The 13,386-nt window shown below is 68.2% G+C and carries 12 protein-coding genes; 2 read left to right on the top strand and 10 right to left on the bottom strand.

Going from position 1 to position 13,386, the window contains the following annotated elements:
- Nucleotides 1–131 precede the first annotated feature (131 nt).
- Nucleotides 132–1,106 carry a hypothetical protein gene (locus tag RCR19_RS39710; protein WP_331269968.1) on the top strand — a complete coding sequence of 325 codons (975 nt, stop codon included), beginning with the start codon at nt 132–134 and terminating at the stop codon, nt 1,104–1,106.
- Nucleotides 1,107–1,196: 90 nt separating this feature from the next.
- Here RCR19_RS39710 and RCR19_RS39705 read toward each other — a convergent pair whose 3' ends face one another.
- The 6 genes from RCR19_RS39705 to RCR19_RS39680 form a co-directional block, all read right to left on the bottom strand.
- Entirely contained in the window at nt 1,197–2,483 is a 1,287-nt protein-coding gene (locus RCR19_RS39705) for an MFS transporter (protein WP_331269967.1), read from the bottom strand.
- Between the two features lie 271 nt (nt 2,484–2,754).
- Complete coding sequence (locus tag RCR19_RS39700) at nt 2,755–2,991, bottom strand: cytochrome C oxidase subunit IV family protein (protein ID WP_331269966.1); 237 nt, start codon at nt 2,989–2,991, stop codon at nt 2,755–2,757.
- A gap of 3 nt (nt 2,992–2,994) precedes the next feature.
- On the bottom strand, nt 2,995–3,585 hold the full coding sequence (locus tag RCR19_RS39695; protein WP_331269965.1) for a cytochrome c oxidase subunit 3: 591 nt from the start codon (nt 3,583–3,585) through the stop codon (nt 2,995–2,997).
- On the bottom strand, nt 3,582–4,298 hold the full coding sequence (locus RCR19_RS39690; RefSeq protein ID WP_331269964.1) for a hypothetical protein: 717 nt from the start codon (nt 4,296–4,298) through the stop codon (nt 3,582–3,584). Before RCR19_RS39690 ends, RCR19_RS39695 begins: the two co-directional genes overlap by 4 nt.
- A gap of 164 nt (nt 4,299–4,462) precedes the next feature.
- Nucleotides 4,463–5,467 (bottom strand): DUF4331 family protein, encoded by a 1,005-nt coding sequence (locus RCR19_RS39685; RefSeq protein ID WP_331269963.1) that lies wholly within the window; start codon nt 5,465–5,467, stop codon nt 4,463–4,465.
- Nucleotides 5,468–6,068: 601 nt separating this feature from the next.
- Nucleotides 6,069–7,574: a GMC family oxidoreductase N-terminal domain-containing protein gene (locus RCR19_RS39680; protein ID WP_331269962.1), complete on the bottom strand. Its 1,506-nt coding sequence runs from the start codon at nt 7,572–7,574 to the stop codon at nt 6,069–6,071.
- Between the two features lie 745 nt (nt 7,575–8,319).
- Here RCR19_RS39680 and RCR19_RS39675 point away from each other — a divergent pair.
- Nucleotides 8,320–9,165, top strand: coding sequence for an alpha/beta hydrolase family protein (locus RCR19_RS39675; RefSeq protein ID WP_331269961.1), 846 nt, complete (start codon nt 8,320–8,322; stop codon nt 9,163–9,165).
- Nucleotides 9,166–9,901: 736 nt separating this feature from the next.
- Here the strand turns inward: RCR19_RS39675 and RCR19_RS39670 are convergent.
- From RCR19_RS39670 to RCR19_RS39655, 4 genes are all read right to left on the bottom strand, one after another.
- Nucleotides 9,902–10,693, bottom strand: coding sequence for a hypothetical protein (locus RCR19_RS39670; protein WP_331269960.1), 792 nt, complete (start codon nt 10,691–10,693; stop codon nt 9,902–9,904).
- A gap of 418 nt (nt 10,694–11,111) precedes the next feature.
- Nucleotides 11,112–11,495, bottom strand: coding sequence for a fic family toxin-antitoxin system, toxin component (locus tag RCR19_RS39665; protein ID WP_331269959.1), 384 nt, complete (start codon nt 11,493–11,495; stop codon nt 11,112–11,114).
- Complete coding sequence (locus RCR19_RS39660; RefSeq protein WP_331269958.1) at nt 11,492–11,788, bottom strand: DUF1778 domain-containing protein; 297 nt, start codon at nt 11,786–11,788, stop codon at nt 11,492–11,494. Before RCR19_RS39660 ends, RCR19_RS39665 begins: the two co-directional genes overlap by 4 nt.
- Before the next feature lie 325 nt (nt 11,789–12,113).
- Nucleotides 12,114–12,968: a class I SAM-dependent methyltransferase gene (locus RCR19_RS39655; RefSeq protein ID WP_331269957.1), complete on the bottom strand. Its 855-nt coding sequence runs from the start codon at nt 12,966–12,968 to the stop codon at nt 12,114–12,116.
- Nucleotides 12,969–13,386 lie beyond the last annotated feature (418 nt).

The raw sequence follows: 13,386 nt of genomic DNA, 5'->3' as shown, positions 1-13,386 counted from the left end.
AAAGGAATCACCATGGGATCACGCCGGCACCGGGGCAGGGCCACGCCGTCCACCGGACACACCCCGAGCGCCGCGGCATACGACGGCACGGCACGGCGGTCTGTTCTCTCCCTGGTTCGTGCCTGTCCGTCATGACCGGCAGATCCGAGCACGCCGCGGCTGCGCCATCGGCCTTGCGCGACGTCCTGGAACACATCGACGCCGATGCCGTGGTCCGGCGTATGGAACCCGTACTTCGCCATACGCCCGAGTACGTGCGTCTGACGGAGGACTTCGGGGCTTTCGCCCTTCGTGCCTCGCTGCGTCGACACGTCGGCCTGCTCCTGCACTGGATGGTGACGGGCACGCCTCCGGACTCGTACGTCCTGTCCGAGATGTACGAGCAGGCACGGGAGTGCGCCGCCGCCGGACAGCCGTTGGACGGCGGCCTGCTCCTCCGTCACCGGGCTGCGACCGCCTTCTGGGACGTCGTGCTCGGCCTGGCCGGCGACGAGGAACGCGGACTCCTGGCGGACTGGACCGACCAGGGGCGGCGTCACCTCGACAGCTGCTTCGACATGGTCACCCGGATGTTCACGCAGGCATACGCGGACCAGGCCGACCTGCCGTCCGCACAGGGCGAACGCCGGGCGCGCACCCTCGTCGACCGCCTCTGTGCCCACCTGCCCATCACAGTGGAGGACCAAAAGCGCGCCGCTCTGCTCGGCTTCGACCTGACACCCCCGTACGTGCCCTTCGTCCTGCTGCTCGACAAGTCCGCACCCGCCGAGCGCGCCGATCTGGCAGCCCGCCTGCGGACCGCCGGAGCCTTGGCCTTCGTCGAGGACTTCCGCGTCGCCGGACTCACCCGGCCCGGATTCGACTGGTCCGCGTTCATAGCCGGCCGACGCCTGCTCCTGGCACAGGACACGCCGACCGGGCGGACCGGTCTCCAGACCGCCCTCGGCAACCTGCGTCTGCCGGTCGCTGTCGCAGAGCCGGCCCAGCAGGCCGCACGCCCGGTGAACGCACAGGTCGCGGGCCTGGTGTGGGTGAGGCTCGCCGAGCACGCACCACCTCAGGCGGCCGACCTGCCAAGCGGGTCAGCCTGGATCCGGGGAAGCTGAGCAGGCCACCTGAGGAGAGTCCCCTTCGAGGGGTCTTCATCAGCGCGGTCCAAGCGCGGCGCGAGGGGCCGGCAGGCCCGGTCGTCTGCCTCATTGCGAGAGAGCCGTGGCACTTTCCGGCTGCTCGGACGAGTGGTCGTCCTGGCCACGGAACGACAGCAGGCGTGAGGGAAGGAGCCAGAGGCAGGCAAGGGTTCCGCCGATCGCACCGACCCACAGCGCCACGGGGATGCCTGCGGTCGCGGCGATGAGGGCGCCGGCGACCGAGCCCAGCGGCCGGAGGCCGAAACTCACGGTCTGGTACGCACCCCGGGTCTGTGAACGAAGATGCGGGGGCACCACCAGCGCGAACATCGAGCCGACCGAGATGTCCTGGACGGACTCACCGACCCCGCCCAGCAGCGTCGACGCCAGGACCAGGGCGAAGACGAGGCTTCCGGTGACGCCGACGGCGGGGATCACGAGGAGCGGAGCGTGCGACAGAACGCAACCGACCAGGACCATCCGCCCCAGACCGATGCGGCGGGCGAGCCGGGAGGCCAGGGCCGCGCCGACGAGTCCGCCGATGGCCTGCACGCTGAACACGAACCCGATCTGGGCACTGGTCAGGGACAGCTTGTGGACGTAGTACCAGACGAGCACCGACAAGAAGAGCATGTTGAAGAAGTTGCCGGTGGCGGTGACCGCGAGTGCTGTCCTGATCAGCGGATTCCGTCGGATGAAGGCCAGGCCCGGGCGACGGTCGCGGCTCTCCGGGGAGCCGGGTTCGTGGCGGCGCTCCACCGGGCGCAGTCGGAGGAGGAACAGGGCGGCCGTGACGGCGGTGGCCGCGTCCACGCCGACGGCCGCCGGTACACCGGCGAGCTGGACCAGGAGTCCACCGATGGAGGGTCCGGCCAGGATCGCGGCGGTCTGGCCCGTGTAGGAGGCCGCCTGCCCGGCCACGTAGAGCTCGGACGGCAGAGTGGTGGCGAACAGACCGCTCTCGCTGACATTCGACAGCACCGAGCACAGGCCGATGACGACCAGGATGACGGCCAGCTGGATGAGCGAGAGCAGGCCGAAGGCTGTTGCGATCGGCACGGTGCTCAGAGCGGCGACCCGCAGTAGGTTGGCGCCCGCCAGGAGCCTGCGGTGGTGTCCCGTACGGTCGGCGAAGGCACCGGCCGGTATGGCCAGGAACAGGCTCGGAAGCCAGATCACGGCCGACAGGACGGCGCTTTGGATGGCGTCGGCGCCCAGGACCTCGATCGCGGCCAGCGGCAGGGCCACCGAGGAGATGGCATCACCCAGGGCGGCCAGCGTGGTGGCGGACCAGAGCTTTCTGAACGCGGACTGGCGCAGCGGCGCCGGCACCGAAGGACGAGGGGCCCGCAAGGTGATGGATCCTGTTTCTCGCGATGACGGACATGGCGCACGGTGTGCGACCGCTCCGGACCCGAACAGCCAACCGGAGCGGTCGATGAATTCACCAGGAGTGCTGCTTCTTCATCTCTCACCTCCACTGCTCGTGAACTCCCTTCCATAAGGGAGTCGCTGGGAAAATTGTCGAGGAAGTCGCCGTATATCGCTAATGCCGATACTGTCGCCGTCCATGCCGGATCGGCATTCCCCGACCAGCAGAATCAACTGGTTTACTGACTTGTTTTCAGAGGACCAGGTAGAGAGTGAGCAGAGTGGCGCCCGTGGCCACGACGTAGACCTCGAAGGCACCGCGGAGGGCCGCCGGGGCGTTGCGCAGCTCCATGAAGTGCAGGCCGACCAGGCGTACCTTGACCAGCGCGATCGCCACGACCGCGCAGCCGATCAGGGTCGACGTGCTGCCTTCGATGCCCAGCAGCCAGCTCGACAGTGTGGCCAGGACGAGTACCGGAAAGACCCACATGTGTCACGCCACCAGGTAGAAGAGCGGAAAGAGGACGAGCCAGAGCAGGTCCACCATGTGCCAGTACGCGGCCGCTCCCTCGGCAGCCAGCAGTTGGCCCCGGCTCAGAGCCGGCCGTCGGGACAGGACGATGAGGACCGTCAGCGCACCTGTTCCGATCGCCAGGTGGGCCAGGTGGATGCCGGTGAAAACGAAGTAGTACATGAAGAAGTCATTGCTGCTCGGTGTATGTCCGGCGTGGATCACGAGGGCATATTCGGAGCCTTTGACCGCGGCGAATCCGAGCGCGCACAAAAGCGCCCATGGCAGGGTCCGTGCGGGTCTGGAGCCTCGCAGCTGCCGCAGCCCGCGGGCCACCAGCGCCGACGCGGTCAGGAGGAGCAGTGTGTTCAGGAGTCCCAGGTCTGGATGGAGGGCCTGCTGAGAGGCCCGGAACATCCTCGGGTACCGGCCGTGCAGTACTGCGATGAAACCGAAGAACACCGAGAACATGATCATGTCGCCGAGGAGGAAGACCCAGAGCCCGGGCTCGCCGGGGATGTGACGGTGGCGCCGGGGCGCCGAGTGCCCGGTCCGGGTTGCCGTGGCGGTCATACCGCGGGTTCCAGGACGGCCGGGGCCCGGTCGTCGTCCACCCGCTTCGCGGCCCGCACCATCAGGGGTGTCATGACGAGGAACCAGGCGCCGAAGGCGCCGGCCGCGACCCAGAACGAGAGGACGCCGTTCCAGGCGAAGGGGCCGGTCTTGAAGAAGGTCAGCAGGATGCTCGGCAGGAAAAGGAAGGCCATCCAGAAGTTCAGGTACGCGGCCCAGCGGGGCAGCAGCGGTGTGGGGCGCTTGTCGGCCAGGATCGCCACTCCGACCACGGTGGCCTGCCCGATGGCCGGGAAGGCGTTCATGACCAGCATGATCCAGGCCGTGTCGTTGAGCGCCATCGTGATGTCGGGCGAGCGGTCCGGCCGGTAGGCCGTCGCGGTGAAGATCAGGACCGGTACGAAGATCGCGGCCACGTTCGCGGCACCACAGACGAGTTGTACGGCGGCCAGCGGCTCCAGTCGTGAGTCGATCCGCCGGATCAGGCTGGACAGCGCCGCGACGAAGGGTGCGGTCGTCACGGCGCCGACGAGCATGACCACGAGGCCGGCACGGATCGAGTTGGCGTGGTCCGCATAGAAGGCCGCCACCCGCTCCGCCGACCAGCTCGGCGCCATCGGCGGTATCCAGTGGGCGATCAGCAGGGCGGCGAAGAACAGCGCGATGAAGAGGTAACCGAAGCTCGCGCAGACGGTCAGGATTCGGCGGGACATGGGGGAATCTCCTGGTTCCGGAAGGGACGGGTACGGAGCGGGCTTCGCTGCACGGACCTGAGGAAGTGAGGGTGGGACCACCGGCCCGGCGATCGACCTGGGGAAGGCCGCCGGGCCGGGTGCTGCGAGGTGCGGCTTCGACCTCTCGCGAGCGCCCTGGCGAGTCAGGCCGGTGCGCTCAGATACGGGAACACGGCGCGCAGCGTCCCGGTGGCGTGGCCGGTGTCCAGGCCCATGGGGACGGGAGCGTTCAGCACGATCTCGAACATCGCCTCGGGAGCGGACTCGGTGAGCCCTCTGCCGTTGCGCGCCTTCGCGCCGAAGTCGGCTTCGGTGCCCACCTGGTAGCGCAGGACGTCCGGGAAGATGACGTCCCGTATCGCGGCGCCGTAGCCCTGCGGGTCGGGGTGCGTGTCGTTGGCGGACACGAGACCCGCGACCTTCCGGCGAACGAGGTCGCCGTAGTTGTCGAGGTCGGCATGTGGATCAGTGGCGTTGTAGTCGTCGAAGCCGGCCTCGGTGACGTCGAACAACGTGCTGACGAGTGGTGTCGCGCACCGGTTGATCTGCAGCCAGCCGCCGTGGTGGTCGTCCAGCGCGGTGGTGGCCCAGAGGCCGATCGTCGCCGATCCGATGAGCTCGTCCGGTACTTCGAGGACGATGGCGGTGACGTTGGTGCCGGCGAACAGGTTCGAGGCCCGCTGCGGGTCGAACGCGGAGAGGTCCACCGACGCGCCGTTGCGGAGTGCGGTCACGACCGACGTGATGACGGTGCCGTCGAGGTAGAACGGGTCCCCGGCCCGGCCGACGAAGACGTTGACGTCGTCCGCCGTGGTGACGATCTCCTGCGTCCTGCCGGTTGCCACGAGGGCTCCCGAGGTGTTGCGGTCGGTGGCGTCGTAACCGGTGAGCCGGTCGAGCACCCAAGCCTGCCGGCCGTCCGGTTCGGTGGCGAGGGACCTGAACCGGAACGTCAGATCCTGCACCGCGTCGTCGTCGGTGTCGATGTGGAACTCGTACAGCGCCTCGGGGTGGAAGCCCTTGTCGGCCGACACCGGGTTGGTGTTCATGACGAAGACCGTGCCGGTCCGTCCCTTGAACAGGTAGACATCGCTGATGTCCAGCCGGGGGTCCTGTTTCGCGGCAGCTGAATCCTGGTGGTGGGACATTGATCGGCCTTCCGTGGGGGCAGAGCAGGACAGGGCACAGCGATGCCTTGCCGACTCGGCATTTGTTGTGTGCACAGCAATCGGAGGGTGGTTCTGCGAACCCGAGGAGGCTGTTACGGTTCAGGGCCTGCGCCGGACCGGCTGCCTGGCGATCGCCGCGCTCAGGCGCTCAAGGCCGTCGCCGAGCAGTGTGTTACCGCCGCTGCGCCGGGCACCCCGAGGTCGAAGTGGGTCACGTCGAACATCCTGACCCGGGCCGGTCATTCGCCGCCAATGCCTATCCGCCGGTTCTGCATGCCGGTTCGGCATCAGCCCTCGTACATGCATGTGATGCGGCTGACGGGTTCGCGAAATCGGGATGGATCACACGGGGCCTTGCCGCTGCTCTTTCAACCCCGCCGTGCGGGCGTTCGGGGTGGTTGTGTGCTCGCACGCGTGACGTCCGTACGAGGCAAGTTGCGAGGCAGCCTGCACGTGAGTGCGTAGATCACCGCACCGACGAGCGTTTCGTCCACCATGCGCCACAAGAACTTCACGGTTACCGTTCCTTCGTTTTCAGGGACCGCCGCGCGACCCTTATCCGGACGTCCAGCGGTTGTTTTCAGGGCCGTTTCGCATCGCGTCGGACGGTGTCGGCAGCCCGTTCGGCGACGGCCAGGACAGTCGCGTTCACTCCGGTGTTGGGGACGGACGGCATCACCGAGGCGTCCGCGACACGCAGACCGTCGACGCCGTGCACTCTCAGGTCGGGGTCGACGACGGCGAGGTCGTCCATCCCGATCCGGCACGTGCCGACGGGGTTGTGGAAGGTCGCCGCGTTCCCGCGGATGTAGGTGACGAGATCGTCTGCCTTTCCCGGAGCGGTCTCCCGAGCACCCCACTGGCCCCAGGCGGGCATACGACCGATCTCTCGCGCGATGCCGAGGGCCGCGAGCATGGCGGACACGTCGGCGCCGTCCGCGAGGTAGTTCGGGTCGATCAACGGCAGCCGGCCCGGGTTCGAGCTCCTGAGCCGAACCGTTCCCCGGCTCGCGGGCGCGGTGTGAGCGAAGGCGACCGTGTGTCCGCACTCGGGCGTCCCGACGTCCGCGATGTCCGCCGGAGTGTCGAGCAGCATCAGCTGAACGTCCGGAACGGCTGTAGCGCCGCTGTGCACCAGGGCACCGACCGTACTGAAACCATGACTGGTGATCAGTTTCCGCTCCGCCTCGAAGACCACGGGGCACCGCAGGTGATCGTGCAGGTTGGCGCCGACTCCGGGGAGGTCGGCCAGCACCGGAATCCCGACATCACGCAGGTGTGCCGCGGGACCGATACCGGAGAGCAGCAGCAGGTGGGCCGAGCCCACCGTCCCGGCCGCCACTATCACCTCGCCGCGCGCGCGGGCACGTTCCACTGTGCCGAAGGACGTGTATTCCACGCCGGTGCAGCGTCCGCGCTCGATCATCAGGTGGCTGACGTCCGCCTCCGTGGCCAGGTGCAGATTGGGCCGGTCGAGCACCGGGACCAGATAGGCGTCCGCGGCGCTCTGCCTACGGCCGCCCGCCCCCGCCAGGTCGCACCAGAAGGCGCCGTGCTGGCGTTCACCGTTGATGTCGTCGGTGAGATCGTGACCGGCCTCGGTGAGTGCGCCGAGGAAAGTCAGAGACCCGTCGTCGAGCCGGGTCGTCGGCGCCGTCCACACCGGCCCGATGACGCCGCGCAGAGCGGGGTTGCGGCCTATCGCCGTCTCCGTCCGGCGGAAGTACGGCAGCAACTCGGTGTAGCTCCAGCCCTTCGCACCGTTGTCCGCCCATCCGTCGTAGACGGCGCGGTGTCCGCGGACGTGCATCATCGCGTTGATCGAACTCGACCCTCCGAGGACCCGTCCGCTGGGCCAGTGGTGACTGCGCGACAGCGTCCCGGGCTGCGGTGTAGTCCAGCGCGACCAGAGGATCTCCTTGGCCGGGATGAGCGGGAACCCGACCGGAAGGTGCATGGCCGGCGTCCCGAGCGCCGAGCCGGTCTCCACGAGAAGCACCTCCGCCGCCGCGTCCTCGGACAGCCGCGCCGCGAGAACACAGCCGGCCGTTCCGCCACCGACGACCACATAGTCATAGGCAGTCATCTCGTCCCGCCTACCGGCGCCTGGAAACGCGGTGGCACATCATCAAAACCTTTTCTTTCAGATCACGTTCCTTCTGCCACTGAGCTTTGCGGGCCACGACTCAGCGCGCCAATGCCGATTACCCGAATCGTCATGCCGATCGGACATGGCGACAGGACAGCGCGGTTCTGCTCCCCCACGCGCGCGCCGTTATGCCGAACCGAGCGCCGCAATCACGATCTTGGCGAACTGGTCGATGGACGGAATCTTCCGGTTCTTGGCGTACACCAGCGCGACCATGCGCGGGGCAACCCCGGTGAGCTGGACGCAACGGATGTCGGGGCGACGGTAGAAATCGGCGAGGCCGGCCGGGATGACGATGCCCCTGCGAGATCGGATTTCGGCATGCTGACGACGTCGCCATCCTCACATGGTCGGCGTCCGGTCACCGCGAAGACGGCCGCTCCGTGGCGACCGTGCCCGTTCGTACCCCTCGCAGTGCCCACGCCACTGCATTGCCAGCGGCTCTCACCGCTTTAAGCGCCAGAATTTCGACGCTGGAAATCGAAGAACTGCAAGAGTCCACCGGCTCATGCCGGATCGACATGGAAAGAAGCACGATTGGCATTAGCCTTCCGCCGATGCGGCCGCCATAGTCGATTCTGCGAAGCGCCGCCGGCCGCAACAAATACGGTTTCCGTGTCCCTGCGAACCACGCCGCTTCCTCTGCCTTTTATGCTCGACAATCCGAGAGCAACACCACCACATGAAGTCCACCGCTCGAACCAAAGCGCTGGCGGCTGCCGGGCTGGTGAGTGGCGCGATCGTGGCCTCGCTGGCTGTGACGAACGCGAACGCCGTCACGACCCGGGCGAACGACCACGCCGTCGCCTCGCAGACGGCGCACCGCGCGAAGCCGACGGTGGTCCTGGTCCACGGGGCGTTCGCCGACTCCTCCAGCTGGAACAGCGAGATCGGCTACCTGCGACGCCACGGCTACCCGGTCCTCGCGATCGACACCCCGTTGCGCGGCCTGGCCTTCGACAGCGCCTACGTCGAGGCACAGGTCAAGAGCGTCAAGGGTCCCGTCGTGCTCGTCGGCCACTCCTACGCGGGAGAGGTCGTCAGCCAGGTCGCCGCGAAGACGTCGAAGATCAAGGCCCTCGTGTACGTGGCGGCTCTCATCCCGAAGGTGGGCGAAACCGCCGGCTCCCTCATCGGACAGTTCCCCGGGTCGCAGCTCGTTTCGGAGAACTTCCGCACCGTTCCGCTGCCCGGCGGTGACACCGACGTGTACCTCAAGGCCGACAAGTTCGGGACCGTGTACGGAAACGGGCTGTCGAAGTCGGACATCCAGGTCGCCTCGGTGACTCAGGAGCCGGTCGCTCTTTCGGCGTTCACCGACAAGGCCACGGTGAATCCGCCGGCGAAGACGCCGAAGTGGGCGGTCATCTCGACCGAGGACCACGCGGTGCCGACGGCCGCCCAGAAGTTCGAGGCCAAGCGAGCGGGCGCCCACATCAGCTACACCCGCTCGGGCCATGACGTTCCTTCGATCAGCCTGGGCGCGGTCGACCGCGCCATCGTCGCCGCCGCCAACTCCGTGCACTGATCGTCCCTCGGCGCAGGGTGCCCGTTTGAAACGCCTGCTGCCGCGCAGAGCGGCAGCAGGCGTTTCAAGGGTACGGGGCTCACAGCATCAGGGCGCGTGATCGCCGCGATGCCCGAGGTCACGTACGCAGGGGCGATGTCGGGTCGGCAGAACCTGTTCGCGGCGGTGATGTGCCGCTCTCTCGACGAGCTCTATCTGTTCTTCACCCAGAGCATCGCCAAGATCGAGGGTGTGCAAAGCAGCCAGCGTGGAGCCCCTCAAGTATCACAACGTGCCCGACACCTCGTTCCTCCTAGCGTTCAGGGGGCGGGTTCTGCGGGGCTGGCCCCGGCCGTGGCGCACAAGAGGTCCAGGCTCGGAGCAGCGCGGCCGGAGCGGTTCCGCCGACCCAGCCCCGTGACCTGGTTCGTGGGAAACGATCTCGATGTGCGCGGGAAACGATCTTCGCTGGCGTTGTCCAAGCCCCTGATCAGCGCATTTCGTCGGTGCCCCATGGTGCCCGGCAGGCCCACCAGCCCCGGCACCCGGGCAGTGGACTCGCCCATAACCTTGGGCGGAGGCGTGGGACGAGGATCGTTTCCGGCCCTGCGAGTACGTCTCGGACCGTGTCATGGTCGGTCTATGCCGCCGTCTCGCTCAGGTGGCCAGGGCATCCGGCCGTTTCTGTCGGCTGCGGCCGAACAACCGCTGGAAGGGACGGCTACCGATTGGAACCGGTGGCGTCCGGTCCCGTCCGTCAGTTCGCCTCACCGCTGGGCGTGTCACGGCGCGAGGTGGCCAGATACCCGACGAAGCAGACGATGGCGACCGTCCAGGCGAGGGTGACCGGGCCCAGCCCCAGCCCGAGCCCGCCACGGGTGTGCCCGAGCGCCATCCAGTCGGCGAGGGAGGCGCCGAGGGGACGGGTGATGACGTAGGCCGTCCAGAAAGCGGTCACAGCGTTCAGGGCGGCGAAGCGGTGGGCGAGCGCGGGCACGCAGATCGCGGCGGCGAAGAGGACGACCGAGCCGAGGTAGCCGAAGCCGACGGTGGCGGTCAGGTCGCCGGCTGCGGTACCGAGGGCGAAGGTGGCGAGCACCGCCGCCCAGTAGAAGGTCTCGCGACGACGGGTCCGGATGCCGTGGACGGAAAGCGTCCGCTCCGCGGCGTACCAGAGGGCGAACACGGCGGCCAGGGCCGTGACGAAGAGCGGTGTAGACACCGTGTAGGAGATGCCGAGGCCGACGTGCAGGACGTCGGCCGCCATCGTGCCGAACACGCTGACCATGACGACGGCGGTCCAGTACACCCAGGCGACGTACTGGCGGACAGCGAACTGCACCGTCAGGGAAGCCACCAGGGCCAGACCACCGAGCGCGACCGCTGGCACCGGGCCGAGCACCCGGGCCAGCAGGTCCGACGCGGTCTCGCCCATCCCGGTGGTGAGCACCTTGGTGATCCAGAAGTAGACGGTCACCTCCGGCACCTTGTTCGCCATCTGCCGTATGGGGACGAGGGGCCGGTCGTCGAGGAGGCGCTCTGTAGTCATGATCGCACGATGACATGGTGAACTCTTGGACACCGGACACGTTTGCCATTGCTTTGGGGCTTCTGGGGCATGAATTTCAACACCGCACGAACCACCTGAACACAACCTGAACAGCTCGGCGAATTCCCTGGTCACGATGGTTGCGTTGGTGATATGCGTGGGCATTCCCGCGGGGCACACTCACCGCCGAGCGCACTCGGAGTCGCGTAGTACCGCGGTACCACGTGCGCGGGCCGTTTCAGCCTCCGGTACCACCGAGTCGGGACCATCCGGGACTTAGCGTTGCGGGTGAGGCGTCGGATCCGGCGGACGCCGAGCCCGAGGGAAAGAGCGCCCATGATCGACGCGCAGGCCGGTGGGCGAGCAACGACAATCCGGAAGTGCGTTCCCCCGGTGACCGTGCCCCCGTCGAAAACGGTCAGTTGGCGGCCCAGGCGCGCAACTGCTGGGCGATCCGCGCTACTCCGAGGGCTCCGGAAGCGGCGTCCCGCACGAGTACGACGGCTGCCTTGGGGTGATACGCGATCGGGTGCTCGTTGAGGATCAGGTAGGCCTCTGTGGCGTGCCAGGCGAAGGCCTCGCCGGAGTGCTCCAGAGGTGGCAGCTTCGCCAGGGTCTGCAGCAGCGCGGCTGCCTTGAGGTACGGGGACCCGTAGATGTCGCGTTCCATCGCCCGTGCGTTGACCCGGGCGACCGCGGCGTAGAGCGGACCGTAGTCGTCGACCTGGGGATCACCGTCCAGGAGTTCCGCGGCGTGCAGCAGGAACGTAACGTCGAGCGGGTGGGGGCCGGGGTTGGTCACGCGGCGTGCCCTCGCCCGTGCTGCTCGATCTCCTGTCGTGCCTGCTGCTCGGCTGCCCGCTGTTCCGCGCTGGGATCCATGCTGCTGGGTTCAGCGGCGAAGGCCGCGCCGCTGCGGGCCTTCGACTCCTTGAACCCTTCCAGGAACCGCTGCTCGACGGCGGTCGCCCGCGCGTAGGCGGCGGAGAGGATGTACTCCTGCATGCTGACGCCCTCCTGCTTCGCGGCCGCGGCGATAGCCGCCCGCTGCTCAGGGTCGGGGAAGCGCAGGTTCATGGCCTTGGCATCCGACATGCCACCAATGGTACCAGTGGTACCACGCCCTGAACCTCAAGGGTGCCGCCCTGTGTGCCCGGAGAAGGCCCCGAACAAGATCGTGGCCGGCGTGAGCGTCCGACCGGTGCGATGGTTACTGCGACTCCTCGGCCTGCGCCTCGTCCGTCCTTGGGTGCGGTGTCCTGCTCGGTGGTGGGCGGGGTAGTGGACGGAGCTGCCCTGCTGGGTGCGGTCGCGGAGTTGCTCGGGTGGTGAGGTGGCGGCATCCGGCCACGCGGGGTTGGAGACAGGAGGGCAGCACGGCGGTGCTTGCGTCCTGGGTGGGGAACCGGGCGGAGGCGCTCTACCGGCGGATGGCTGTGATCAGTTGGCCGGGCTGTTCCTCGTGTTGCGGTGGGGTGCTGATGGGGCGGCCGTAGGCGGCGGCGCGTTCGCGCAGGGTGTGGGTGTCGGCTTTCCAGCCGTGTCCGGCGAGCCAGCCGACCGGGTCGTCGGGCATTTCCGAGACCCACATGGATGGGGCCGATCCCGGTGCGGCGTCGGCGGCGAAGCGCTCGATGACGCCGCGTGTGCCCAACGTCAGTCCCATCCGGCTGCCTGTCGCCGACTGTGCGCTGATCCGGGCCAGCAGGAGTTCCACCGCGTCCTGGGGTAGGTAGATCAGCAGTCCTTCGGCGATCCACACGGTGGGCGCCGCCGGGTCGTGGCCTGCGGCGGCCAGCGCGGTTGGCCAGTCCTCACGCAGATCCACCGCGACGGTGATCCGCTCGCAGCGTGGGAGGGCCTGTTCCCGGCGCAGCACCGTGGCCTTGAAGTCCAGTGGTGCGGCGGTGTCGACTTCGAACAGCCGGGTGCCTTCGGGCCAGTTGATCCGGAAGGCCCGGCTGTCCATGCCGGCTCCGAGCAGCACGATCTGCCGGAGTCCGGACTCGGAGGCCTGCTGCAACAGGTCGTCGAGGAACTTCGTCCTGATGACGATGGAGAACGCCACGGCCAGCCGGCGGCGGCGTGCGGCCTCGTCATCGGGCAGCGGCGGCGGGGAGGGGGGCCACAGGCCGCCGGCGGTGGCGAAGGCCTGTGCCAGCGGGTCGCGGAAGAGCGCGTTTTTCCGTTCGGTCTCCAGCGCCCGCACTCTGGCCACCCCCACTGCTGTGGCCCACACTCCCGACGGCTGCACCCGCTCCTGCTCATCAGTCACCACGTCAGCCTAGATGCTCGATTCCAAAGGGGGAGGTGATGAGTGGAGCCGGGTTCGTGCGCGGTCGGCCGGTCGTCCGCGCACATTCGCCGTACTGGTCATGACGGGCGACAACAGGCGTCTTCGGCCTTGACGGCCTGGTGAGCCGACACGTGCGGCTGCCGCCCACGCCGGGCGGTGTCGGCGCCGGTCGGCAACCGGTGTCGGGACTCACCGGTAGAGCCGGCAGTGCGGCCGTCTTGAGATGCGGGGGCCCGTGGATGTCGCGTTCCGCAGAGCAATGGTTACAGTAGGGGCCGTGTGGGTTGGTGACTGCGTGGCGGCAGACGTCTTGTCGGGGTGTGTGGGGTGGGATGTTCGTGCGGCCGGTGGGGTGGTGCCGAGGCGTTGTTGGTCCACTGTGCCGCGGTGGCGGGGC

Origin of the sequence: Streptomyces sp. WAC07094 (genome assembly GCF_036320405.1) — a bacterium.
Lineage (GTDB): Bacteria > Actinomycetota > Actinomycetes > Streptomycetales > Streptomycetaceae > Streptomyces > Streptomyces lannensis.
Note: the sequence above shows the minus strand (reverse complement) of the source record. Positions and strands in the feature narration are given on the sequence as shown.

Bases quoted from the DNA above. Each gene is read 5' to 3' on its own strand.
- RCR19_RS39710 (WP_331269968.1), top strand. From the start codon at position 132: ATGACCGGCAGATCCGAGCACGCCGCGGCTGCGCCATCGGCCTTGCGC.
- RCR19_RS39700 (WP_331269966.1), bottom strand. From the start codon at position 2,991: ATGTGGGTCTTTCCGGTACTCGTCCTGGCCACACTGTCGAGCTGGCTG.
- RCR19_RS39695 (WP_331269965.1), bottom strand. From the start codon at position 3,585: ATGACCGCCACGGCAACCCGGACCGGGCACTCGGCGCCCCGGCGCCAC.
- RCR19_RS39690 (WP_331269964.1), bottom strand. From the start codon at position 4,298: ATGTCCCGCCGAATCCTGACCGTCTGCGCGAGCTTCGGTTACCTCTTC.
- RCR19_RS39685 (WP_331269963.1), bottom strand. From the start codon at position 5,467: ATGTCCCACCACCAGGATTCAGCTGCCGCGAAACAGGACCCCCGGCTG.
- RCR19_RS39680 (WP_331269962.1), bottom strand. From the start codon at position 7,574: ATGACTGCCTATGACTATGTGGTCGTCGGTGGCGGAACGGCCGGCTGT.
- RCR19_RS39675 (WP_331269961.1), top strand. From the start codon at position 8,320: ATGAAGTCCACCGCTCGAACCAAAGCGCTGGCGGCTGCCGGGCTGGTG.
- RCR19_RS39670 (WP_331269960.1), bottom strand. From the start codon at position 10,693: ATGACTACAGAGCGCCTCCTCGACGACCGGCCCCTCGTCCCCATACGG.
- RCR19_RS39660 (WP_331269958.1), bottom strand. From the start codon at position 11,788: ATGTCGGATGCCAAGGCCATGAACCTGCGCTTCCCCGACCCTGAGCAG.